Genomic DNA, 22,400 nt, shown 5'->3' on the forward strand with positions numbered 1-22,400 from the left:
GATACCGTACCGCCATGGCACGTCGCGAAACGCCCGCAGCAGGTCCGGGCAGCCGTGCCTTGATCGTGGATGTGATCCGCTCGGCCCTGGTCATCAGTCGGGTGGAGTTGGCCGAGCTGACGGGCCTGACGCAGCCGTTGATCTCGAACATCGTCCGCGACCTCATCGCCGACGGCGTCATCCACGAGACCGGCTTGGCGGACTCGGTTCGTGGCAAGCCCCGCAAGCTGCTCGCCATCAAGCCGGCCAACCGCTTCGGCATCGGCTTCGAGGTCGGCGCGGAATCGGTGACCTGCGTGGCCGTCGACCTCACCGGCGGGGTGGTCGGCCGCGAGGTGGTGCCGCTCGACGACTCGGACCGGACCGACCTGCTGGCGGCTCGCTTCCACGACTTCACGGCCGACCTCGAGCTGCCCCGCGACCGCATCGAGGGGCTGGCCATCGTGGCTCCCACCGCCCAGCCGGGAGACGGGTCCGCCTACCCCGAGTGGGGCGCGGTCCGTGCCGACCTGGCCGAGCGCCTGGGTCTACCGGTCCTGGTCGAGAATGACGCGGCGGCCGCCGCACTTGGCGAGTTCTGGAGCCGGCGGGTGTCCCGGGAACAGACGTTCGGCAGCGTCTACCTGTCCACCGGGATCGGCGCCGGCCTGGTCGTCGGGGGCGCGCTGTTCCGCGGCGCGAGCTTCGACGCTGGCGAGCTCGGGCACCTCTCGATCCAGTACGACGGTCGCCCGTGCCCGTGCGGCAACCGGGGGTGCGTGGAGCGATACGCCTCGATGGCCGCAACCGTCGAGGAGGCCCGGACGTATCCAGGGCTGGCCGCTCGCCTGCGACCGGGTGGAACCGTCCTCTCCGCGTACGACGCGATCGCCCGCGCCGCGGTCGGCGGCGACGCGGAGGCCTTCGCCGTCATCGACCGGGCGGCCCGTCACCTCAGCGTGGCGGTGACATCGATGGTGAACCTGCTCGACCTGGGCCGGCTCGTCCTCACCGGCCCGGGCATGGCGGTCGCCGGCTCCATCTACACCCGTCGGCTGCGTGCCCACCTGGCCCGGACCGCGCACGCCCGGCACCGCCACGAGATCGCCGTCGAGCTGTCCGCGCGACCACGCGACGCCGCAAGCATCGGTGCCGCGGCACTCGTCGTGCAGGCGTCGATCGCTCCCGGCCACACCGCCGGGGTGCATTAGCCGCCTCCATCCCGCGGAGGCCGGATCGATCAGATCCGGCGGCGACGCCGGAGCGCGACCCCCAGCATCACGTACGACGCGAGGGCGAGGAACGACACCGGGAGCGCGACCCGCAGCAGGTCGCGGCGCCCGCGCCAGAAGTCGGACCCGACCGTCGGCAGCGGACGCGCGGCGGCCCGGGCGCCCGGCTCTGCGGACACCGGCTGGGACAGGCCTTCCTCGGCGGCGATCAACGGAAGCGCGCCGGCGGCCCGCAGGACGGCCGCGCCGGTGTCGGCGAGAAACGTCTGTTCGGTCATGCCGAGGGAGCCGATCCGCAGCCGCACCTCCTTGCCGGCGGCGCGTGAGTCGACCAGGTTCAGCACGACCTTGTTGCGCTTCGACGACGCGGAGACGTCCGCGATGATCTCGAGCCAGCGGTCGCAGCCGGGAGCGGTGCGTACGGAGACCCCGTCGCCGGCGTTCGAACCGACGCTCAGCGGCCGGCTGTGCCCACCCTGGAAATCGGTCAGCTGCCAGCCGTAGCAGAGGTGCTGGGCCCGCGTGGCCCGGGCCAGCTCGGTCGCGGTCGCGCCGGCCGCGGCCTGGTCCGGTGGGCCGACCCGGCTCGGTGTGCCGGAAGTCAGCAGGCCGCCGGCCATGGCGGTCAGAAAGGCGGCGCCGAGGCAGACGCCGACGAGCAGGGCGCCGGTCCTGCGCCGGGCCGGCCGCGGCGGGTCAGCGGTCCCAGTGGCCAGCGACATGATCCAGGTACCTCGGGTAGGCGGTGGTGGTCTTCTCGACCAGGATTATCGAGCCGTGCTGCCGGCGGAGGATCACGACGCTGTCGTCGGCGTACCGCAGATAGACGCCGTCGGCGTCGGCCGCCCCACGGCCCGGCTGCCACCGGTCGGTGATGGCGCCGGCGACCCGGGTCGGAGTCAGCGGTGACGTGTACGCGACAGCGTCCCGTCCGATGTCGTCGGCGTGCGAGCGGGAGTAGGCGGCGTCCACGTGCCCTCGGACGCTGAGCTGGCCGGGCACCCCGGTTGTCCAGACGAAGAAGACGGCCAGGGCGGTCAGGAACGCCGCATAGCCGGCGGCCTGCGGGACGCCGAACGGTCCGCCGGTCCGGCGGGCGGCGGCGGGCGCGTCCGCGGTGGGTTCGCGCCGATCCTCCGTACGCCAGCGTTTGCGCACCAACGGCCTCTCCCTCCACCCGCGAATGCCGCACCGATGCTAGCTAACACGATCAATGGCGGTGATCGTGGTCTATGCGCGGCTCCGGTACCGTGCCGGGCGGCGCGGCAGGCAGGGTGCCCGACGGCGGAGCGGAGAAGAGTGATGTTCACGGACAACGACGGCAGCTGGCCGCAGGTGCGGCCGTCGACCGGCGGCGACACCTTCCTGATCCAGTTCAGCCCCGACGGCCGGTACCTGATGAGCACGCACGCCGGCGACCGGCAGCGGGTCTGGGACCTGGCGACGCGGACGCCCCTGGCGGAATGGACCGGGGGTGACGAGCCCGTCTTCGACGTCGAGCCGGCCACCGTCGTTGACTTCGCCGACGGGGTCCTGCACCGCACCGACGTGCGGACCGGCCGGACGCGGTCGCAGGCCTGGCCGTACGAGTTCGGGTGCCGGCTGTACGGCCTGGACGGCAGGCTGGAGTACCTGGTCACCGCCGGCAAGGCCGAGAAGGTGCTCGTCGACGTCGGCACCGGGGCCGTCCGCTGCACGCTGTCGGGGGCGGGCGAGCGCTTCGGCCGGGCCGCGTTGTCGTCCGACGGTGCCTGGCTTGCGACGTACAGCTTCTCGGACCGGGACGAGCCGGTGCGGATCTGGAGCACGGCGGACGGCGTCGAGCGCCTGGCGATCCCCGGCGACGGGGTGTCCGAGGTGGTGTTCCTGCCGGGCGGCGGGCGGTGCGTCATCGCCGAGGACGACACCACCCGGGTGTGGGATCTCGGCACCGAGAAGGTGGTCGCCCGGCTCGACGGGGCCACGATCGCGCTGTCGGGCGACGGCACCCGCCTCGCCGTCACCGGCGGAGACGACTTCGACTACGGCTTCGATGACGAGGCGGATGAGGACGAAGGCGCCGGCGTCGTGATCTACTCCACGGCCACCTGGAAGCCGGTCGTCACGCTCGAGGACGCCGGCCCGGTGGGTGTCATGGCCTTCAGCCCCGACGGCGCGTACCTCGCCACCGGCCACGACGACGACTCGATCATCCGGGTGTGGGACAGCTTCACCGGCCGGCTCGCGTACGAACTGAGCGGCGTGACCCGTGAGGTGCACGCGCTCGCGTTCAGTGCCGACGGGCAGCGGCTCAGCACGGTCACCGACGACCGGGTCCGCGTCTGGGAGGTCGGCGCGGCACGGCCGGCGCACCGGCTGCCGGCGCACCGGGGTGAGGTCAACGCGGTGGCGTACCGCCCGGGCGGCGGCCTGCTCGCCGTCGCCGACGACGAGACCGTACGGTTCTGGGACGCCGCAACCGCCGCGCCCGCCGGTGCCCTGCCCGCGACCGGATCACCCGTCCTGGCGCTGGCCTACTCGCCCGACGGCGCGACGCTCGCCACCGCCGGCGCGGACGGCACCATCCACCTGTGGGCCGGCGACGGGAGTTCCGCCGGCGTCCTGAAGGGACAGGGCCGGCCCGCCTGGTACGCGGCCTTCCATCCCGGCGGCGGGCACCTGGTGGTCGCCGACGACGAGTCCGTCTGCCTGTGGGACATCGCGACCGGGGCGCTCGTCCTGCAGCTCGCCGAGCTCACCGACCGGGTGGACGCGGTCGCCATCGCACCCGACGGCCAAGGCTTCGCGATCGGCTCCTCCGACGAGTACGGCAGTGCCACCCTGTCGCTCTATCGGACCGCCGGCACCGAACCGGCCCGGCCGTACACGCACACGGTCGGCGCGCTGGCGTACTCGCCCGGCGGGGCACTCGCCGCCGGCAGCGACGACAACGCGGTGCACCTGTTCGCGGACCCCGGCTCGGGCCGCGGGAACGCGGGGTTCGAGGGCCACACCGGCCTGATCCGGTCGTTGGCCTACTCCCCCGACGGCCGGCTGCTGGCCGTGGGGTGCGACAACGGGACCGTGCTCCTGTGGGACGCCGAATCCCGGCAGCGTCTCGCCATGCTGATCGCGCTCGACGACGGCGGATCGGCGACCGTACGGGCGGGTGGGCAGCCCGTCGTCGACGGCTCGCCGAACGGCGAGTTCTGGATCAGGGATGGCGCTCAGCCGGACAGGTAGCGCGATCTTTCGCCGGGACGCGGGGGCAGCTCACCGGCCGGGGCACGATCGTCGTTGTCACCATCGCCGATCCCGTCCGTCGCCGTCGACCGCTCGAGGTGTCAAGCAACCTGCCGGAACACTACGGCCCTGACCAGCCGTTGCCCAGCGGGCCCCGGCTCATCGCCCCCTCACGGCGGCATCCCATGCCGCCGCGGCCGCCCACCCATCCGTGTCCGCCCAACTACTCAGGGTGACTCATACTTTCGGTTAGGTCAAACTCGACTGATCGGCTATCGTCGGTCTACCGAACGGCCAGGGCGCCGGGCGGTGACCGATTCGCAGTGGGCTGACTCTGCGAGCGACAACGCAGGGAGACCGACATGACCTCCACGACCATCGCGGACACCGCCGCACCGGCCACCACCTCGGATGCCGAACCGGACGACACGCTGACCAGCGCCGCCGCGGCCGACACCGCCTCCGACCTGCTCGGCGCGATGGCCGCCATGCCAGCCGGCCACCCCTCACGCCCGGCCCTGCGCGACCGGGCCATCGAGGCGTGGCTGCCGCTGGCGAAGCACCTCGCCCACCGCTACGCGAACCGCGGAGAGCCGACCGACGACCTGATTCAGACCGCGAACATCGGCCTGATCAAAGCCGTCGACAGGTTCGACCCCGACCGCGGCGTCGACTTCGCCGGCTACGCCATCCCCACCATCATCGGCGAGATCAAGCGACACTTCCGCGACCGCACCTGGTCCATCCGGGTCCCCCGCCGCCTGCAGGAACTGCGCCTGCAGATCACCGAGGCCAACGCGAACCTCACCCACACCCTGGGCCGGTCCCCGCTGGTCACGGACATCGCCACGCACCTCGGCGTCACCGAGGAAGAAGTACTCGAAGGCCTCGAGGGCGCCCGCGCCTACAACGCCACCAGCCTCTCCACCCCGCTCGGCACCGAGGGCACCACGGAACTCGGCGACACCATCGCCGACAAGCAGAACGACTACGAGCTGGCCGATCTGCGCGCCACTCTCGAGCCCGCCCTCGGCCTGCTCGACGACCGCGAACGCAGGATCGTGATCCTGCGTTTCTACGGCAACCAGACCCAGACGCAGATCGCCGAGCAGGTCGGCGTGTCTCAGATGCACGTCTCTCGGCTGCTCACCAGGGCCCTCGCCAAGTTGCGCACCACGATCGCGGCCGACACCCTCTGATCCACCCCCGAGCCCGGTCCTCGAGACGAAGGCCGTCTTGTCCCGGCGGTCGACCCGCGTGGAGGCTGGTCAGCCCCGGTCCAGGACGGCCGGGGCGCCGAGCGGCACCACGTGCACCGCGTGCACGGGTGTCAGCGCCACGACGGAGCCGTTCGTGGTCGCCACCAGGTCGGCCAGGTCATTGACCCACTGCAGCTGGACCAGCACGGCGAGCGCATCCGTGCCGCGGTCGACCAGGGCGGCGACATCGTCGACGTCCGTCTCGGTGATCAGCCCGGACGTCAACCCGCTGAAGCAGGTGTGGCCATCAGCGAGGCCGGGCACGTCATCGATCTCCATCGAGCACGCTCTGCCGGCGGCATCGCTCCGAACGACCAGGACGTCGACGACGCGCACGTGACCGAGTTTGGTCAGCTGGCCGAGCGCTGCCCGCACGCCGTTTCTCAGGTCCGCTGCCGGGAACGTCAGAACAATGAGTTCCACAGGACCCAACGCCATGACGCTATTGTCGCTTACTTGCCCTCGGCCCGCATCGTCCGACCAGAATGAACGGCGTGCCACTCCCGCTGGTTCAATGCTGGCCTACAAGTGCCGCCCGCTCGGCGCGATCGACCGCTAATGATCATCCGGCACCCGAGGTGGAGTCCGGCATCCGCACAACGGTGTTCGACGCTCGCGCCGGGACGGCCGATCGTGCCGCGCAGCAGGTGCAGGTTGTTCGGGTCCACATCGGTGTACGAACCGGACTGCCATCAGTGCCGAAGCCCGCCTTCAGCGCGGCGCGCCGAGCATCGTCGCTGCGAGGCGGGTCAGGGCCGAAGGTCTCCACCGGGCCGGTGTCCGGCAGACCCCCTCCAGCTCTCCACCTCGCCGGCGGTGTCCTCGCAGATCTCGGCCGCCAGCACGGCATCCAGGTGTGCGGTGACCAGGGCGCCCATGACCGCCGCGGTGACCATCCGGGCCCGCTGGTCGACGCGGCCCGTGGTGATCTCCCCGCGGCGGTCGGCGGTCCGCAGCGCGCCGGCCACCGCCTCGAGGATCCGGTTCTGATAACTCGCGCCGCGCTCGCGCAGCCAGGCGTCCCGGTCGCTGACCTCGGCGATCGCGTTGACGACCATGCAGCCACGGGACCCCGCGGCCGCGCCGGCCCGCAGCGACGCGCCGAACCCGCGTAGGTACGCGGCGAGCTCGGCGAGTCCGGCGCCAGGGGATTCCAACGCCGCCAGCCGCGGGGCGGCCACCTCGTCCAGGTACTGCCGCACCGCGGCCTGGAACAGCCCGTGCTTGCTGTCGAACGCCTGGTAGAGGCTGGACCGGTTCAGGCCCGTGGCCTGCTCCAGGTCGGCCAGCGAGGTCGCTTCGTACCCGCGGCGCCAGAACACGTCGCAGGCCGCGCGGACCGCGACGTCGAGATCGAAGGTCCGGGGTCGGGGCATGGCTCACACCTCATTGACAGTTCTGTACCGGTCGATCCATTATCGTTCTGCACCGAACGATACAGAACTGGAGCAGTGATGACCACCCTTGCCCTGGCCGCCGCGATCGTCGCAGCGTTGATCCACGTCCTCGTGTTCTGCCTGGAGAGCCTGTGGTTCCATCACCCGCGGGTCTACCGGCGGTTCCAGGTCAACTCCGCCGAGGAACTCGCCGCGACCCGGGCGTTCGCCTTCAACCAGGGCTTCTACAACCTCTTCCTGGCCCTGGGCGCGTTCGTCGGGGTGATGCTGGTGGCCGCCGGGCCGGTCACCATGGACACCGCCGGACGAGTGCTGCTGACCTTCGTCTGCGCCTCGATGGCCGGCGCCGGCCTGGTCCTGCTGGCCACCGACCGGCGGATGATCCGCGCCGCGCTGATCCAGGCCGTTCCACCGGCATCGGCGTTGCTCGCTCTCGGCCTGGCCGGCTGACCCGCCGCCGGGTCTTGCGCACGGCGCCTGCGATTCCGGTCCGCCGTGCGCCTCGCTCGGCCGGTGTGCCGCAAGCCCCCGTTATGCGGTGAGCTGACGGAGCCGGTCCGCCTGGTCGCGAAGGCTGGCGGCCGCCGCGAGGACGGTCTCGGCGGCGCTTGCGGCCGCCGAGACGGACTCGGCGACGGCGCGCATGCCGCCGGACATCTCCGCGCTGGTCGCGGTCTGCTCCTCGACCGAGGCGGCGATCATGGTCTGCTGCTCCGCGACGTTCTCGATCAGCCCGACGATGCCGGAGATGCCGCCGGCCGCCTGCTGGCTCTCGGCCTGAATGGCTTCGATCATCTGAATGATCTGCTGGGTGGCGTCGGCGCTGCGGCCGGCCAGCTCCTTGACCTCGCCGGCCACGACCGCGAAGCCCTTGCCCGCCGCGCCGGCGCGCGCCGACTCGATCTGCGCGTTGAGGGCGAGCAGTTTGGTCTGTTCGGCCACGGCGGTGATCAGCTTGGTGATGTTGCCGATCTCCGTGCTCGACTTCTGCAGCTGCTCCATGCTGCCCGCCGTGTTCCGTGCCGACTCGACGGCCGTATCCGTGCTGCTCGTGGCGTTGCTGACCCGCGACGCGATCTCCCGGATACTCGCGGCCATCTCGCCGGAGCCCTGCGACAGCGCGTCGGCCTGCTCGGCGCTCCGCCCGGCCGCCGCGGCCAGTTCCTGACCCGCGTCGGCCAGCCCGGCGCTGGCCCGGGTGAGCTCGACGGCCATCGAGTTGACGACCTCGGTGGTCTCGACCTGTGCGGTCTCGTCCACCCAGGTGCAGATGTAGCCGCCGGGGATCCGGTCGACGGTGCTGCCGCCGTGCAGGGCCCTGCCGTTGACCTCGGTCGGGACGCTACGGGTGACCGGAAACTCGGTGGCGGTCGCGATGATGTGCTTGAGGGTGTCACGCAGCGTCAACAGAGCCTGCTCGCCGAGATTGGCGAGGCTTTCGCGGGCCATCCGATCGCCGGCCTTGTTCCGGTAGACGATGTCACCGGCCGCATCGGTGATCAGGAGTACGGCGGGAGCGTTGTCGAGCGCGGCAAGCAGCGTGTCGGCGGATTGCAGCATCGGGGGTACGCCACCGGCCGCCGGCTTGGAACCCCACAACCTGGCCACGTGCTCTCTCCTACTCCGTGGGGCTCGTCTGCCCTCTGCCGATTCTCGCATTGCTGGGTCCCCTCGGAGGCCACCAACGGCTGGATTGGCCCGCACCGATCACGGCAAGCCCGTACCGGCCTCGTCGTCAGGCGGTGATGTCGACGAGAACCTTCCCGACGGTGCCGTTCTCCACAGCCTGATGGGCGTCGGCGGTGCGCTCGAGCGGGAAGCGGACCAGAGGCAGGCCGTGCTCCGCGCCGACCGGCAGCGCACCGGCCTCGACCGCGGCGGACACGTCCTCGGCGGCCGCGGCGAGCGCCTGCGGGCCGACCGTGTACAGCACCAGGAACTGCAAGCGAGTATTCAGCGTCATGTTCTGCCGCACGTCCAGCTCGACCGGCTTGCCACCGTCGTTCGCGTACGTCGAGATCGTGCCGCGCGTACGGAGTACGGCGAGGTCGAGGGCGAGGTTCGCACCGAGCGCGACCTCCGCGACGAGGTCGACGCCGTCCGGGGCGATCTCGCGGATCTCCGCGGCGGGAGCGCCGTCCCGATAGTTGATCGTGTGGTGGGCGCCCGCGGCCACGGCCAGGCGAGCCTTCTCCGGCCCGCTGATGGTGCTGATCACCGCGGCACCGGCCCACCGCGCGAGCTGGATCGCCGCGTGCCCAACGGCTCCGGCGCCGCCCGCGACCAGCACGACCTTGCCGTCCAGCGCGCCGGGCCGCAGCCGCCGGGGCCCGTCCTCGGCGACGGTGAGCGCCCGGTGCGCGGTGAGCGCGGGCACCCCGAGCGAGGCGCCGAGGTCGAAGCCCGCCCCGTCGGGCAGCGGCACGACCTGCGCGGCCGGCACGACGGTGAACTCGGCGGCCGTTCCGGTCGGCCGACCGGCCGCCGCCATGAACACCCAGACGCGCCGGCCGACCCGGCCCGGATCGACGCCGTCGCCGACCGCGTCGATCGTGCCCGCGCCGTCGAGGTGCGGGACGACCTCGGCGAACTGCTTCGGGTTGGTCGCACCGGACCTGGTCTTCCAGTCCGTCGGGTTGACGCCGGACACGGCGATGCGGACGCGCACCTCGCCCGGGCCGGGCGCCGGCACCTCGCGGTCGACAAGTTCGAGAACCTCGGTACCGCCGTTGTCGCGGTAGATGATGGCCTTCATCCTCCGCACGTTAACCGCCACGGCGGCGAATATGCCGCGCCGCCCGCGCGGGTTGTCAGCCCACCCGCGAGATCTGCTCCAGGGCCCGGATGCCGCTGGCCATGGTCTGTGTCTCGCCGACGGTGTGGGTGACCGTGCGGGTCACCTCCGCGACCGCGGCGGACTGCTGCTCGATCGCGGCGACAAGCGTGCTCTGGTGTGCCGACAGCGCGTCCATGCCACCGGCGATCGCCATGACCTCGGTGACCGCGACGTCGACCTGGGCGCGTACCTCGGTCAGGGTCCGGTTGATGGAGTCGGCGTTCGCGCCGGACTGGCGGGCCAGATCCTTGACCTCGTTGGCCACGACCGCGAAGCCCTTGCCGGCCTCGCCGGCGCGGGCCGACTCGATCGTGGCGTTGAGCGCCAGCAGGTTCGTCTGCTCGGCGATGGACTGGATGATGTCGCTGGCGGCCATGATCTGTGCGCTGGACGCGGCCAGCGCCTTGATCACCGTGGCGGCGCCGTCCGCCTGTCGCATCACCGCGGCGGTGATCTCCTCGGTGGACTGCGCGGTCCGCGACAGGTCCCGCAGCGCGGACGACATCTGCTCGGTCGCCGTGGCCGCCGTGCCGGTGTTCTGGCTGACCTCGGCAGCCGACTGCGCCAGCACGGACGCCTGTTCGGCGACCTGCCGCTGGAGGCGCGCCTGCTCGGCCACCTGGGCAGCCGCCAGTTCAGCCCGGCGGGTCTCGGCCTGCTGCTGCTCCGTCAGCGTGCGCACCTGCAGGTCGCTGATCTCGGCTTGTGCCTGGGCGACCTGGGCGGCGCTGTCGTCGAGCAGCCGCCGCAGCCAGTGCATCACGACGCAGAGTGTGGTCAGCAGCAGCCAGATCGCCACCGAGTGCCACACGGCCGTCCACGGGGACGCCAGCATCCACTCCGTCACCACGGTCTGGATCCCCATGATGATCGACAGCGCCACCACGTCGCGCCGTTCCAGGGTGAACCCGGCCCAGGCCAGTCCGACGGCCGAGTCGAGCAGGACCAGGTAGTACGTCTCCGGGGCGGTTACCGCCCCGAACCCGATCATGATCACTCCGACGTAGGCCATGACCCGCAGCACCTGGGGATGCACCCGGTCCCAGTTCACCCGCCACATCGCCGCCGCGATCGCGCAGGCCATCAGCCCACGGATCACCAGCGATCCGCGATAGCCGTCGACGCCGGACAGGCCGATGATCACGCCGGCGATACCGGTCGGCGCGAACAGCCGCGGCAACAGCTTGCCGGAGATGGAGCGGTCGTCGAGCGGGCTACGCCGCCGCGCAATCAACACCTGGCCCTGCGTCATGCCCGTCCCGTCGACCGCCCTAGACGGCCCTTGAGATCTCGGCGTGGTGTGCCACGTCTCGGCCAGGTCGGTCCTCGCGGCGCCGAGCCGGTATTGAGATCATTCGCACGCTTCTCCGCCTGGCCGGGCCTGCGGCGCGGATCATGTCGAGTGGTCTGCACAACAGGCCGATCGTGACCACGGGGCGCGCCGGGTACCGCTGTTCGCTGACCAGCCGCCGCGGTCCGCGCCCGGCGAGCACTACCACAACAACGGCTCCGGGTACCTGCTGCTCGGCATGCTGATCGAGCAGGTGACGGGCGGAACCTACTTCGACTACATCCGCCGGCACGTCTTCGAGCGGGCCGGGATGCACGGGGCCGGCTTCGTCCACCTCGACGACGTCGAACCCCGCATCGCCGAGGGGTACCTCCCGGTGACGGACGACTCAGCCCGCCGTCCCGCCGAACGCGAGCTCATGCCCCACTGACGATCACCATCTCGTTGCCTTCGGGGTCGGCGACCCGCCAGCGATCCTCCGACTCGTCAAGGAGCCGGCCACCGGCCGCGACGGTCGTGGCGAGGCGCGCCTGCGCGAGGTCCGACGGCACGGCCAGCTCGAAGTGGATGCGGTTGCGCTGCCGGCGCCGCTCCGTCTCCGAAGCGTCGAGCTCCTGGAACACCAGCACCGGATTCAGCCGCCGCGGATCGTGGATGTCGCTGACCCCGGCTCGCCGGTCGTGGGTGTATCCGAGCGCGGCGACCCAGAACTCGCGGACCGCGGAGACGTCGGCGGCGTCGAGGAAGAGCTGGGCGAAGCGCGGCAGCCCCGGATCCGCGGCGGCCCCGAGTTCGCGGGCTGCGGTCTGAAGGTTGCCGGCGAGGTCGGTGAAGTCGAGCTCGAGGCCGTGGGCGTCGTCCTCCCACCGGTCCTTACCGCTGTCGATGACCACGAGCCCGGGGCGCAGGTCGACAAGCAGCGGGAAGCCGGCGTCGTCGGCCAGCGCCGCTGCCGCGGCGGCCAGGTCACGCTGCTGCGCCGACGAGGTGATGCGGTAGCACGCCATCGCGCTGAACACCGCCTGCCAGTCGGCTGTCCCGGTCCTCTCGCCGAGCGCCGCGCCCGGCACCAGGTCGACCTCGTTGCCGTCGGGGTCGGTGTGACGGACCCCGAACGGTCCCGATGCCTCACCGAGATCCGCCTGCTCGACCGCCGCGGCCGGCCGCACCACGTCGAGGTGGATGCGGTTTCGCAGCGGCCGTGGCCTGGCCGACTGCCGGATCCGTATCGCGGGGTCGCGCCGCAACGGATCCGCCAGACCGCCGTCCTCCCCGGGCGCGTAGTCGAGCACGCGCTGCCAGAACCGCCTCGCCACGGACGGGTTCGCGGATTCGAACGCGACGCTCAGCTGCTGCGGCACCGCAGGGTTCGCCGCCAGCCCGAGATCCCGCGCGGCCGCCGACACCGCCTCGGCGTGCTCGTCCGAGTCGAGCCGCACCCGGATGCCTGTCGCGCGCAGGTCGACCACGATCTCGGCCGACAGCTCCACGATGCGCCCGGCCAGCGCGGCCCCCTCGACCAGCGAAGGCGCGTCGAACCACGCCGTCGCAACGCCGTCGACCACCCGCCAATCCGTTCCGATCTCTGTCATGCCCGGCACTGTAGAGCCCACTTCGGACGATGGCACAGCCCTCCTCGGCCATGCCTCGTGGAAGGCTGATCACTGCGTTCTCGATCAGCGCGTGGTTCCGGAGCAGGTTTCCGAGTGTCGCGGCGGAACCGCCGAGGCTGTGAACGTGAATGCTGGCCTCCGGCGACTACCGTGGTGATCATTGATGCCGCCGGGGCATCGATGCGCCAGGATAGACGGCCGGCGCACGACCGATCTGAGGTTCCGACCCTTGAAGATCCTTTTCCTGCTCAATGACGGCTTCGGTATCGGCGGCACGATCACCACGACCTTCAATCTCGGCAGCGCCCTCGCCGAGCGGGGCCACCAGGTCGAGGTGCTCAGCACCACGCGCGGGCGCGACATGCCCCAACTACCGCTGCACCCGGCCGTGCGGCTGATGTCGCTCGTCGAGACCCGAACCGGTCATGCCGACTACGACGCCGACGATCCGCAACGCGGCCTGCCGCCGAGGTTCTACCCGAAGGCCGACTACCGGTCCAGCGACTACGACCGCATGGTCGAGGAGCGGTACGCGCGTTACCTGGGAGGCAGCGACGCCGACGTGGTGATCGCCACCCGGGCCGGCCTGATCGCCTACGCCGCCCGGTTCGCCCCGGATCGGATGATCAGGATCGGTCAGGAGCACCTGACCCGGCTTCAGCAGCGCAAGGCGATGCGCGAGGAGTTGCCGCGCCACCTGCGCAAGCTTGACGCGTTCGTGACCGTCACCGCGCGCGACGCCGAGGACTACCGGGCGCACGTACGGCTCCCGAAAACCGAGCTGACGTTCATCCCGAACAGCGTGCCGGCGCCGTCCGTGCCACGGTCGCACGGCCGGGACAAGATCGTGGTGGCGGCCGGCCGGCTGATCCGCAGCAAGCGGTACGACCTGCTGATCCGGGCCTTCGCCGCGGTGGCGGCCGAACGTCCGGACTGGCAGCTTCGGGTCTACGGCCAGGGCAAGGTCGGAAACGAACTGCGCGCTCTGGTCGCCGAGTTGGGGCTGCACGACAACGTGCTGATGATGGGCCCGTACACGCCGATCGAGACGGAGTGGGCGAAGGGCGCGATCGCGGCCGTGCCGTCCGACCGGGAACCGTTCGGCATGACCCTGGTCGAGGCGATGCGGTGCGGGGTGCCGGTGGTCAGCACGGACGCGCCGCACGGTCCGGCCGAGATCCTGCAGGACGGGACGGACGGCCTGCTCACGCCGGTCGGGGACGAGGCCGCCCTGGCGGCCGCGCTGCTGCGACTGATCAACGACGACAAGCAACGGGAGGCGATGGCCGCCGCCGCGCTGGAGAACTCGCAACGCTACGACCCGGCACCGATCGCCGAGCAGTACGAGCAGCTGTTCGAACGTCTCGCGGCCCGCAAGGCCGCCCGCCGGCGCTGGTGGCCCCGCTGGGAACGGCGGGTCGCGCCGCAGCCGGTGCTGGGCCCGGCGCCGACGTCCGCCGTCCCGACCGTCGACGCGGTGGTCACCGCGGACGGCGACCTGGTGCTGGCGGACGACGCGGACCTGATCTGGTGGAGCGACGACGACAAGGTGCCGGTGGGCGGCGACCTGGCGGAGGGGAACTGGCAGCTCCGCACCCCGGACGGTGCGGCGGTCCGGGCCGGCCGGCTGGACACCCGGGCCCTGATTCCCGGCACGGCCACCCGCGTCCATCTGCCCTACCGGCTCGGCGACGGCTGCCTCGGCCTGCGGGTCTGGAACCGGCCGGTGTACGCCGAGATCGGCAACGTGCTTATCGACGCGGACGGCCTACGGGTCGAGGGGCGCATGGTCGGCGCCGAGCCCGCCGACCCGGTGCTGGAACTGCGGGGCACCGCGACCCGGGAGCTGCCGGGGACCGTCACCGATTCAGGCTTCGCGGTACGGATCGACGCGCTGCCCGCGGGCACCTGGCAGCTTTGGCTGCGCTACGCGCCGGGGCGACCCGCGGTCCGGCTCGGCCGGCTCCTGGACGACGTGGCCCGCAAGGACATCGCGTACGTGATGCCACCGATCGTCACCGGCGGCCTGACGATGCAGCCGCACTACGACAAGAACAACCAGTTCTCGATCCGCGTGACGAGCTGACCCGAACGCCCCGCCGGTCGTCTTGCACCGCCGTGCACGACGGACGGCCTTGCCTACCCTTTGACACCGGTGAACTCGCCAGATACGGCAGTGTGGTGCGTGACCAGGCAGGCGTCATCCTGACGCATCTGAAGGATGGGCCACGTCCGGCGGACGCACAGAAAGCCGCCCTGAAGGGTGCCGCCACATTTTGGAAGAGTTGCAAGGTCATCGCTATCGGACTGGGTGTCGCAGCGGTGGCGGCGGCAGGCGTCGCGGCGTTCAAGGCTTCCACGAGAAAGCGCTCGTGACTGATGACTCCATTGATCGGTTACTGGGATCGGGTCGGCCGCGCTGGATTGTGAAGTCGCGCGTCGCGGGAGGACAGGTTGTAGCGCGGGTACCAGCGAATCGCGACGACAGCCGGGTGACAAGACCCCGTCACGGGAGGTTCCCAGAAAGCCCCAGCATCGGCAGGAGGATGCCGTCGACCACGTGGATCACCCACGGCTCGTCGAGCGGCTGCCCGCTGAGGAGCAGCCGGTGCCAGAGCAGTGCCTTGCAGACCTCGATGACGGCGCCGGCGTCCGGTGGGCCGGCCAGCTCGCCACGGGCCATCGCGCGGGTGAAGACCAGCTCCGCGTCGTTGACACCGGTCTCCAGGACGTGCTCGTGCAACAGCCGGCCGAGGGCGGGATCGGTGCGGATCGCCGACAGCAGGCTCAGCACGATCGGATGTTTGCGCTCGTAGATGCGGCAGAAGGTGTTGAGCGCCGCGATGAGGTCGCCGCGCAGCGAGCCGGTGTCGGCCAGCGGTGGGTGTTCCAGCATCATGCCGTGCAGGGCGGCGGACACCATGTCGGGCTTGCCGGACCAGCGGCGGTAGATGGTGGCCTTGCTGGCCCGGGCCCGGCGCGCCACCTCGTCGATCGACATCCGGTCGTAGCCGACCTCGGCCAGCAGCTCCCGGACCGCGTCGAGGATGGCCTGCTCACGTGCCGGATCGAGGCGGTACTGCGTGGTGGCCGGGGACTGCGGCAACCGGCCCTCCAGGTCACTCGGCGACGGTGACCGTACCGTATCGCACCCCGGTCAGCTCTTCGGAGATCGCCCAGAGCCGGCGGGCGTCCCCCTCGTCGAGTCCGCGTTCGGACACCTCGATCCGGGTCGGGTTGCCCCTGCGCTCACCTGGACCGTCCGGCCCGTACGCCTCCATGGTCTTGACCTCGGGGTTTGTCGCCGCGTGCAGTGAGGGAAGGGCGCCCGCCCCGGCCGACTGCGCCGACAGCCGGGCCAGTGCGATGAGCGCCGACCGGAACGGGTTGCCGGTGCGGGCCAGGTCGGTGTGCGCTACGCCGGGGTGGGCGAGGACGCTGGTCAGCGGGGTCCGGCGGCCGAGTTCGAGGGCGAACAGGACGTTGGCCAGCTTGGACTGGGTGTAGGCGCCGAACTTGGAGTAACGGCGTTCACCCATCAGGTCGTCGAAGTCGATCCGGCCGCGCCGGTGCAGCCCGCTGGTCACGGTGACGACCCGGGCCTGGTCGCCGGCCAGGAGCGCAGGCAGGAGCAGGCCGGTCAGGGCGAAGTGGCCAAGGTGGTTGACGCCGAACTGCCGCTCGAACCCGTCCACGGTCACGGCCCGCGGCAGCGCCATCACGCCGGCGTTGTTGATCAACAGATCGAGCCGGCCGTGTCCATCGAGGAATCTCCGCGCGAAGCGTCGCACCGAGGCGAGGTCGGCGAGGTCGAGCTCCCACCACGTGGCCCCCGGAATGCCGTCGTTCCGATGCCGCGACGCGATGATGACGCGCCAGTTCCGTGCCGCGAGTTCGCGTGCCGTGTGGAAGCCGATGCCGCCGGACGCGCCGGTCACAATCGCAAGTCTCTCCGTCATGTACGAAACGGTACCGTACACCGTCAAGGCACGAGAACTATTAAGAGTGTTGACAGTTGCCCGTAACATCCATCACGCTCGATTTAAATTTCGAGCAAGGAGATGCGATGAGGCACTTGCACCGCTGGGCGGCGCTGGGCGCGGCCGCCCTGACCATCGCCGCGGGAATCATGACGTCTCCCGCCGTCTTCGCCGCACCCAGCGGCGCGATCATGGTGGCCTGCGCGGCCCCCGCCTGGGCCGAGGGCACCAGCTACGCCGCCGGCGCCCAGGTGACCTACTCCGGGCGCCTCTACCGGGCCCGGGTGGCGCACACCCCGCCGGTGGGCGCCGGATGGAATCCCGTCGCGGCGGCCTCCCTCTGGGAGGACCTCGGCGCCTGCGACACCACCACCCCACCGACCACCCCGCCGACCACCCCACCCACCTCGCCGCCGCCGACGACGGCAGGGCTGCCCCATGCCCCGTACGTCGACATGGGCGCGTGGCCGACCCCCAGCCTGTCCACGATGGTGAGCAGCGGGAACCTCAAGAACGTGACGCTGGCGTTCATCACGGCGTCCGCCTGCAAGGCCATGTGGTTCAACGCGTACGACCCGCGGCAGGGCTGGGCACGTGACCAGATCGACGCGGTCCGCGCCCGCGGCGGCGACGTGAAGATCTCGTTCGGCGGCGCCACGGGCATCGAGCTGGCGCAGGCGTGCACCAGCGTGTCCGCGTTGCAGGCCGAGTACCAGGCCGTGGTCACCGCCTACCAGCTGAGGTACATCGACCTGGACATCGAGGGCAGCGCCACCGCGGACCCCGCCTCGGTGACCCGGCGCTCACAGGCGCTGGCCGCCCTGCAGCGGGCCAACCCCGGGCTGCGGGTGTCGTTCACCCTGCCGGTACTGCCCGAGGGCCTGACCGCGGACGGGCTCAACGTGGTCCGCTCGGCGCGCGACGCCGGCGTCACCGTGGACCTGGTCAACGTCATGGCAATGGACTACTACCGCAACGGCGACTACGGCAACTTCGCCGTCGACGCCGCAAACTCGACGTTCAACCAGCTGAGGTCGCTGTACCCCGGCCGCACCGACGCCCAGCTGTGGAAGATGGTCGGCGTGACGCCGATGCTGGGCGTGAACGACGACGGCCGCATCTACAACCAGGCGGACGCCCGCCAGCTGGTCACCTTCGCCCAGGGCAGGCACCTCGGCATGCTGAGCTTCTGGGAGCTGGGCCGGGACAAGAACGCCTGCACCGGGGCGCTGTACATGTGCACGAACATCCCCCAGCAGCCGTACGAGTTCAGCCGCATCTTCGCCGCCTACAACGGCTGATCTCGAGCCTCACCGGCTTTCAGGGTCGGCCTCCACAGCAGACCAGGGCCGCCGCCGGGGACGGCGGCGGCCCTGCCCGGCCCCTCGAACCGGGCGGGCCCGGCCGCCGGTCAGCGGCTTTGTCCGTGCCGCGCGGCGTCAGGTTCGGCGTCGTAGCGGCAGGCGTGGCCGGTCCGTACGCTTCGGTCCAGATGGGTGCCCAGGTCCGGTAACACGGCACCGATCCGCCGGATGGCGTCCCGGATCCGGGCGGTGACCGCCTTGCGGGCCCGTTCCGCCGCGGTCGGGCCCAACGTGCGAACGGCGCCGCCGGGCCGGGTGGCGTGGCGCACCTCGGCGAGCAGCCGTTCCCGCTCGTCGCCGGCTCGCCGGCGACGGGCCAGGTCCGCACCGGCCTCGGCGTCGGCCAGCTCGTCGTCGAGGTCGGCCAGGCGGCGACGGTACGCCCGCAATGCGGCTGGGTCCAGCATCGGCTCGTCCGCGATCCGGTCCACCACCGACGGGCCGCCCGCCGCCGCCAGTTCCATCGCGGTCACGTCGGTGCCGGGACGGGCCAGCAGTACGGCCAGGTCGCGAAGGCCCTTGGCGTCCCGCAGGTAGACGATGCGGCCGCGGTAGCCGACCTGCCACAGGTCACCGGCCCGCCGCATGGTCGCGCCGCTGGTGGGCGCCGGCACACCGAGGCCGGCCAGGGCGCGGCGACTCTCCTCCTCCCAGATCCGGGCGCCCAGCCGCCGATGGACTTCGGACGCCTGGTGTAGCGATTGGGCGGCCGGTGCCAGGTCGCCGAGCGCGGCCTGGAGCAGCCCGACACGGTGCGCGTGTGCACCGCCGAAGCAGACCAGTGCGCCGTTGACCGCGCACGTGTCCGCCAGCGGCATCAGATCGTTCAACAGCAGCTCGCAGAGTGCCCGGTCGCGCAGCGCGATGGCGGCGGCGGTGAGTTCGCCCACGAAGACCGACCAGAGGTACGAGCGGTCGGCCCGCCAGTCGTCCAGCGCCAGTACCGTGTCGACCTCGCGCCGGGCCGCGACCAGGTCACCGGCCCGGGCCAGGAAGCCGGCCGCGACCGCGTGTGCGTGCGCCGGGGCGCCGATCCACCAGTGCACCGCCTCGGCGGCGGTCCGGCGCAGTTCGTCGGGGTCGGAGCGGGCCCGGACGATCTCCAGGCGTTGCGACATCCGGACGTTGCCGGTGTCGCTGTCGCCCACCGCCTCGCCGATCGCCGCCGCCTCGCGGCTGAGCCGGTCGCCGCCCTCGATGTCGCCTTCCAGCAGCGTGAGCGCGGCCCGCCGGGTCAGCAGCAGGTAATCATGCCGCGGCTGACGCAGCTCGCCGGTCACATGGGCGTACTCGGCGAAGGCGGCTCGGAAGGCGGCCGAGCCGTTCTCCAGGTGCGCGGTCGCCGACAGCAGCAACGCCTGGGCGTATCGCTCAGGGTCGCCGGCCTGCCGCGCGGCGTCAGCGATCTCAGCGGCGATCCCGGTCCGTCGCGCACCGGTGCCGGGCGTCCACACCGTGTCGTGCTGGGCGAGCAGGCAACTGGCCAGAGTGGCCGCGTCGTCGAGGCGACGGGCGATCGCCACCGCCCGCTCGGCGTACGGCCCGGCCCGCGGGCGGTCGGCCGGAACGGAGTGCTGCAACTGACGGGCCAGCGCCGCGGTCACCTGAGCCTCGGCGGGGGTACCCCGCCCGTCGAGCGCCACCCGCGCGGCTTCCAGCACCGCGATCAGATCGGTACGCGGCATGGCGAACCGGGCGCCGACCCGGTCCAGGCCAAGCGCCACCGCGCCGAGCAGGTCGCCGTCGCCGGTGGCCGCGGCCGCCTGCCGGGCGGTGTCGAGCAGTGCCCTCGCCTCCTGCGCGTCCCCGGCCCGCAGCCGCAGGTCGGCCCCGCGGGTCAGGAGATGAACCTGGTCGCCATCGGTGAGCCGGCAGCCGGCGTCGGCGGCTGCGGCGCGTACCCGGCTCAGATGCCCGGCCGCCTCGGCGAACGCGTACCGGGCGGTGTCCGCGTCGGCCGCCGCGTGCGCCCAGGTGACTGCCGGACCGGGTCCGGACTGCCCGATCGCGGCGGCGAAGTGCCGGGCCAGCTCAGCCGGGAACACCGGGCCGCCGCGCTCGTGCCGCCGCTGCAGCGCCTGTCCGACCCGGTCGTGCAGGTCGAGCCGGCGCGCCGCGGGCAGGGCCGCGTAGATCGTCTCGCGGTACAGGTCGTGGGCGAAGCGCACCGGATCCCCGTCCGCGCCGTCGACCAGCACCCCGGCGGCCCGCGCCGAGTCGATCCGGTCGGCGATCGTGGCCACCGGCGCCGAGCAGACGTCGCTCAACACGTCCGGCAGAAGGGCCGCGCCGGCGACCGCGGCCGCGTCGAGCAGCGTCGAGCAGCCGTCCGGAAGCCGGGCAAGGCGGCGTTCGATGGCGTCGCGCACCGCGGCCGGGACACCGGCGGCCGTACCACCGGCCTGCAGCAGGTGACACAGTTCGCGCGCGAAGAACGGGTGCCCGGCGCTGCGCTGATGTACCAGGGCGGCCCAGCGCACCGCCGCGTCGTCTCCGGACACCGTCCGCACCAGGTCCGCCACCTCCTCCGGGGCCAGCCCGCGGAGATTGATGGGCTCGGCCGCGATGGCGAGATCGGCGAGCGCCGCCGCGACACCGGCCGATGGCTCACCGGGCCGGTACGCGCCGATGAGCAACAGCCCGGCGGGCCGGGCCTGCCGGGCGAGGAAGCGCAGCAGATCCACCGACGACACGTCGGCCCACTGAAGGTCGTCCAGGATCACCACCACGGGGGCGGCGGACGCGGCCCGGGACAGCAGCAAGCCCACCGCGTCGAAGATGCGTACCCGATTGGCGTCGTCGGGCCCGGCGCCCTGCGCCGGGCCGACCGCCTCCGGAACGATCGCGGCCAGGGCCGGGTCGACGCCCTGCCGAAGGTCCTCGCGGGCGTGCAGCAGGCCACGCAATGCCTGGGTCCACGGCCACCAGGCCGGCGCACGGTCGTCGTCCCAGCAGGTACCGCGCAGTATCGCGCCGGAGCCGGCGGCCGCCTCGGCCGCGAACCGGCTCAGCAGCGCGGTCTTGCCGATCCCTGCCTCGCCGGTGACCAGGACCAGCCCGGACCACCGCGGGTCCGGCTCGGGGGCGGCACACGCCCGGTGGGCGGCAAGCAGCCGGTCCAGCGGTTGGGTCCGGCCGACGAAGCGTGACACCACCGCATTGTGGCCCGGTCGAGGCGGGTTCGGGAATTGCCAGTCCGGTTCTGGCGGATGGGATGGACTTTCTGGCGCGTACGGGTCAGCACCGATCCGATCGACTCCGGAGGACACCATGACCAGCACGTTCGATCCGATCCACTACAAGACCACCACCCGGGCACAGTGGGAGGAGGCCGCCGACGCGTGGCACCGGTGGGGTCCCACCATCGAGGCGTGGCTCGGCGACGCCACCGCACGGATGCTCGACGCAGCCCGGGTCGGCGACGGCAGCCGGGTGCTGGACGTCGCGGCCGGCGCCGGCGGGCAGAGTCTCGCGGCGGCCCGGCTCGTCGGCGCGTCCGGTCACGTGCTGGCCACCGATCTCTCGCCGACGATCCTCGAGTACGCGGCGAAGACGGCTGCCGAGGCAGGCCTGACCAATGTCGCCACCCGCGAACTCGACGGCGAACGGCTCACCGTCGACGCCGGCACGTTCGACGCGGTCATCTCCCGGGTCGGCCTCATCTACTTCCCGGACCAGCAGGCGGCCCTGGCCGGAATGCGCGCCGCGCTGCGCCCCGGCGGACGGATCTCCGCGCTCGTCTACTCGACCGCGGACCGGAACGGGTTCTTCTCCATCCCGATCGGCATCATCCGCCGCCGCGCACAGCTTCCGCCGCCGCAGGCGGGTCAGCCGGGGCCGTTCAGCCTCGGCGGCCCGGGAGTCGCCGAGCGGGTCCTGACCGAGGCCGGTTTCCAAGATGTCGGCGTCGAGGTGGTTCCGTCGCCGGTACGGATGGCTTCCGCCGCGGACTGCGTCCGGTTCGAGCGGGAGTCCTTCGGCGCGCTGCAGCAAATGCTGGTCGGCCTGGCCCCGGCGGAACGGGAGGCGGCCTGGGCCGAGATCGAGGAGGCGTTGCGGCAGTTCGAGGGCCCGGACGGGTTCACCGGACCGTGCGAGATGCTGGTCCTCTCCGCTACCCGCTGACTTGACCGTAGCGCCCGCACTTGCCGGCCGATCGAATCACCCGATCGAAGGTTCGAGGCCCGGCTCTTTCGTCGATTTCTGCTTCCGGAAACCCGGACTATG

General features: G+C 71.9%; 19 protein-coding genes and 1 pseudogene. 9 read left to right on the forward strand and 11 right to left on the reverse strand.

Annotation, left to right across the window (positions count from 1 at the left end):
• Positions 1 to 14 precede the first annotated feature (14 nt).
• On the forward strand, positions 15 to 1,190 hold the full coding sequence (locus AB0B58_RS37640) for an ROK family transcriptional regulator (protein WP_360234419.1): 1,176 nt from the start codon (positions 15 to 17) through the stop codon (positions 1,188 to 1,190).
• Positions 1,191 to 1,219: 29 nt separating this feature from the next.
• Here the strand turns inward: AB0B58_RS37640 and AB0B58_RS37645 are convergent, their stop codons facing one another.
• A complete protein-coding gene (locus AB0B58_RS37645; RefSeq protein WP_360234422.1) occupies positions 1,220 to 1,933 on the reverse strand; it encodes a hypothetical protein in 714 nt (237 codons plus the stop codon).
• The gene (locus AB0B58_RS37650) at positions 1,908 to 2,369 is read right to left on the reverse strand and encodes a DUF4247 domain-containing protein (protein ID WP_360234425.1); all 462 of its coding nucleotides are present in this window, start codon (positions 2,367 to 2,369) and stop codon (positions 1,908 to 1,910) included. Before AB0B58_RS37650 ends, AB0B58_RS37645 begins: the two co-directional genes overlap by 26 nt.
• A 144-nt stretch (positions 2,370 to 2,513) precedes the next feature.
• Between AB0B58_RS37650 and AB0B58_RS37655 the strand changes: the two genes are divergently transcribed.
• Both AB0B58_RS37655 and AB0B58_RS37660 read left to right on the forward strand, forming a co-directional pair.
• The gene (locus AB0B58_RS37655) at positions 2,514 to 4,433 is read left to right on the forward strand and encodes a WD40 repeat domain-containing protein (RefSeq protein ID WP_360234428.1); all 1,920 of its coding nucleotides are present in this window, start codon (positions 2,514 to 2,516) and stop codon (positions 4,431 to 4,433) included.
• Between the two features lie 362 nt (positions 4,434 to 4,795).
• On the forward strand, positions 4,796 to 5,632 hold the full coding sequence (locus tag AB0B58_RS37660) for a SigB/SigF/SigG family RNA polymerase sigma factor (RefSeq protein WP_360234431.1): 837 nt from the start codon (positions 4,796 to 4,798) through the stop codon (positions 5,630 to 5,632).
• Between the two features lie 69 nt (positions 5,633 to 5,701).
• Here AB0B58_RS37660 and AB0B58_RS37665 read toward each other — a convergent pair whose 3' ends face one another.
• Positions 5,702 to 6,130 carry a DUF6325 family protein gene (locus AB0B58_RS37665; RefSeq protein ID WP_360234434.1) on the reverse strand — a complete coding sequence of 143 codons (429 nt, stop codon included), beginning with the start codon at positions 6,128 to 6,130 and terminating at the stop codon, positions 5,702 to 5,704.
• Between the two features lie 311 nt (positions 6,131 to 6,441).
• Complete coding sequence (locus tag AB0B58_RS37670; protein WP_360234437.1) at positions 6,442 to 7,068, reverse strand: TetR/AcrR family transcriptional regulator; 627 nt, start codon at positions 7,066 to 7,068, stop codon at positions 6,442 to 6,444.
• Positions 7,069 to 7,146: 78 nt separating this feature from the next.
• Between AB0B58_RS37670 and AB0B58_RS37675 the strand changes: the two genes are divergently transcribed.
• Positions 7,147 to 7,539, forward strand: a complete 393-nt coding sequence (locus AB0B58_RS37675; protein WP_360234440.1) for a DUF1304 domain-containing protein — start codon at positions 7,147 to 7,149, stop codon at positions 7,537 to 7,539.
• 81 nt (positions 7,540 to 7,620) lie between these two features.
• Here the strand turns inward: AB0B58_RS37675 and AB0B58_RS37680 are convergent, their stop codons facing one another.
• The 3 genes from AB0B58_RS37680 to AB0B58_RS37690 all read right to left on the reverse strand — a co-directional run bounded on the left by AB0B58_RS37680 (position 7,621) and on the right by AB0B58_RS37690 (position 11,177).
• A complete protein-coding gene (locus AB0B58_RS37680; protein ID WP_360234443.1) occupies positions 7,621 to 8,697 on the reverse strand; it encodes a methyl-accepting chemotaxis protein in 1,077 nt (358 codons plus the stop codon).
• Positions 8,698 to 8,824: 127 nt separating this feature from the next.
• The gene (locus tag AB0B58_RS37685; RefSeq protein ID WP_360234446.1) at positions 8,825 to 9,844 is read right to left on the reverse strand and encodes an NADPH:quinone reductase; all 1,020 of its coding nucleotides are present in this window, start codon (positions 9,842 to 9,844) and stop codon (positions 8,825 to 8,827) included.
• A 55-nt stretch (positions 9,845 to 9,899) separates the two neighbouring features.
• A complete protein-coding gene (locus AB0B58_RS37690; protein WP_360234448.1) occupies positions 9,900 to 11,177 on the reverse strand; it encodes a methyl-accepting chemotaxis protein in 1,278 nt (425 codons plus the stop codon).
• Positions 11,178 to 11,340: 163 nt separating this feature from the next.
• Between AB0B58_RS37690 and AB0B58_RS37695 the strand changes: the two are divergent.
• Positions 11,341 to 11,646: pseudogene (locus AB0B58_RS37695) on the forward strand (serine hydrolase); the annotation flags it as partial.
• Here AB0B58_RS37695 and AB0B58_RS37700 read toward each other — a convergent pair.
• Positions 11,633 to 12,808: a VOC family protein gene (locus AB0B58_RS37700; RefSeq protein WP_360234451.1), complete on the reverse strand. Its 1,176-nt coding sequence runs from the start codon at positions 12,806 to 12,808 to the stop codon at positions 11,633 to 11,635. The pseudogene AB0B58_RS37695 and the gene AB0B58_RS37700 sit on opposite strands and share 14 nt — an antisense overlap.
• A 250-nt stretch (positions 12,809 to 13,058) precedes the next feature.
• Between AB0B58_RS37700 and AB0B58_RS37705 the strand changes: the two genes are divergently transcribed.
• Positions 13,059 to 14,915 carry a glycosyltransferase gene (locus tag AB0B58_RS37705; RefSeq protein WP_360234454.1) on the forward strand — a complete coding sequence of 619 codons (1,857 nt, stop codon included), beginning with the start codon at positions 13,059 to 13,061 and terminating at the stop codon, positions 14,913 to 14,915.
• Positions 14,916 to 15,010: 95 nt separating this feature from the next.
• Entirely contained in the window at positions 15,011 to 15,205 is a 195-nt protein-coding gene (locus AB0B58_RS37710) for a hypothetical protein (RefSeq protein WP_360234457.1), read from the forward strand.
• A 130-nt stretch (positions 15,206 to 15,335) separates the two neighbouring features.
• Here the strand turns inward: AB0B58_RS37710 and AB0B58_RS37715 are convergent, their stop codons facing one another.
• Together AB0B58_RS37715 and AB0B58_RS37720 are read right to left on the reverse strand one after the other, a co-directional pair.
• Positions 15,336 to 15,935, reverse strand: coding sequence for a TetR/AcrR family transcriptional regulator (locus AB0B58_RS37715; RefSeq protein ID WP_360234460.1), 600 nt, complete (start codon positions 15,933 to 15,935; stop codon positions 15,336 to 15,338).
• A gap of 13 nt (positions 15,936 to 15,948) precedes the next feature.
• Positions 15,949 to 16,788, reverse strand: a complete 840-nt coding sequence (locus AB0B58_RS37720; RefSeq protein ID WP_360234463.1) for an oxidoreductase — start codon at positions 16,786 to 16,788, stop codon at positions 15,949 to 15,951.
• Between the two features lie 107 nt (positions 16,789 to 16,895).
• On the opposite strand from AB0B58_RS37720, the gene AB0B58_RS37725 reads away from it, so the two are divergent.
• The gene (locus AB0B58_RS37725) at positions 16,896 to 18,110 is read left to right on the forward strand and encodes a carbohydrate-binding protein (protein ID WP_360234466.1); all 1,215 of its coding nucleotides are present in this window, start codon (positions 16,896 to 16,898) and stop codon (positions 18,108 to 18,110) included.
• 110 nt (positions 18,111 to 18,220) lie between these two features.
• On the opposite strand, the gene AB0B58_RS37730 is transcribed toward AB0B58_RS37725, so the two are convergent.
• Positions 18,221 to 21,325: an AAA family ATPase gene (locus AB0B58_RS37730; RefSeq protein ID WP_360234469.1), complete on the reverse strand. Its 3,105-nt coding sequence runs from the start codon at positions 21,323 to 21,325 to the stop codon at positions 18,221 to 18,223.
• 118 nt (positions 21,326 to 21,443) lie between these two features.
• Here AB0B58_RS37730 and AB0B58_RS37735 point away from each other — a divergent pair, with 118 nt between their 5' ends.
• Positions 21,444 to 22,298 (forward strand): class I SAM-dependent methyltransferase, encoded by an 855-nt coding sequence (locus AB0B58_RS37735; RefSeq protein ID WP_360234472.1) that lies wholly within the window; start codon positions 21,444 to 21,446, stop codon positions 22,296 to 22,298.
• The last annotated feature ends 102 nt before the right edge of the window (positions 22,299 to 22,400 follow it).

Origin of the sequence: Actinoplanes sp. NPDC049118, from assembly GCF_040648555.1 — a bacterium.
GTDB lineage: Bacteria > Actinomycetota > Actinomycetes > Mycobacteriales > Micromonosporaceae > Actinoplanes.

Excerpts from the sequence above, each read along its gene's own strand:
- AB0B58_RS37640 (WP_360234419.1), top strand. The coding sequence starts at position 15 with ATGGCACGTCGCGAAACGCCCGCAGCAGGTCCGGGCAGCCGTGCCTTG.
- AB0B58_RS37645 (WP_360234422.1), bottom strand. The coding sequence starts at position 1,933 with ATGTCGCTGGCCACTGGGACCGCTGACCCGCCGCGGCCGGCCCGGCGC.
- AB0B58_RS37655 (WP_360234428.1), top strand. The coding sequence starts at position 2,514 with ATGTTCACGGACAACGACGGCAGCTGGCCGCAGGTGCGGCCGTCGACC.
- AB0B58_RS37660 (WP_360234431.1), top strand. The coding sequence starts at position 4,796 with ATGACCTCCACGACCATCGCGGACACCGCCGCACCGGCCACCACCTCG.
- AB0B58_RS37665 (WP_360234434.1), bottom strand. The coding sequence starts at position 6,130 with ATGGCGTTGGGTCCTGTGGAACTCATTGTTCTGACGTTCCCGGCAGCG.
- AB0B58_RS37670 (WP_360234437.1), bottom strand. The coding sequence starts at position 7,068 with ATGCCCCGACCCCGGACCTTCGATCTCGACGTCGCGGTCCGCGCGGCC.
- AB0B58_RS37675 (WP_360234440.1), top strand. The coding sequence starts at position 7,147 with ATGACCACCCTTGCCCTGGCCGCCGCGATCGTCGCAGCGTTGATCCAC.
- AB0B58_RS37685 (WP_360234446.1), bottom strand. The coding sequence starts at position 9,844 with ATGAAGGCCATCATCTACCGCGACAACGGCGGTACCGAGGTTCTCGAA.
- AB0B58_RS37690 (WP_360234448.1), bottom strand. The coding sequence starts at position 11,177 with ATGACGCAGGGCCAGGTGTTGATTGCGCGGCGGCGTAGCCCGCTCGAC.
- AB0B58_RS37700 (WP_360234451.1), bottom strand. The coding sequence starts at position 12,808 with ATGACAGAGATCGGAACGGATTGGCGGGTGGTCGACGGCGTTGCGACG.
- AB0B58_RS37720 (WP_360234463.1), bottom strand. The coding sequence starts at position 16,788 with ATGACGGAGAGACTTGCGATTGTGACCGGCGCGTCCGGCGGCATCGGC.
- AB0B58_RS37725 (WP_360234466.1), top strand. The coding sequence starts at position 16,896 with ATGAGGCACTTGCACCGCTGGGCGGCGCTGGGCGCGGCCGCCCTGACC.
- AB0B58_RS37735 (WP_360234472.1), top strand. The coding sequence starts at position 21,444 with ATGACCAGCACGTTCGATCCGATCCACTACAAGACCACCACCCGGGCA.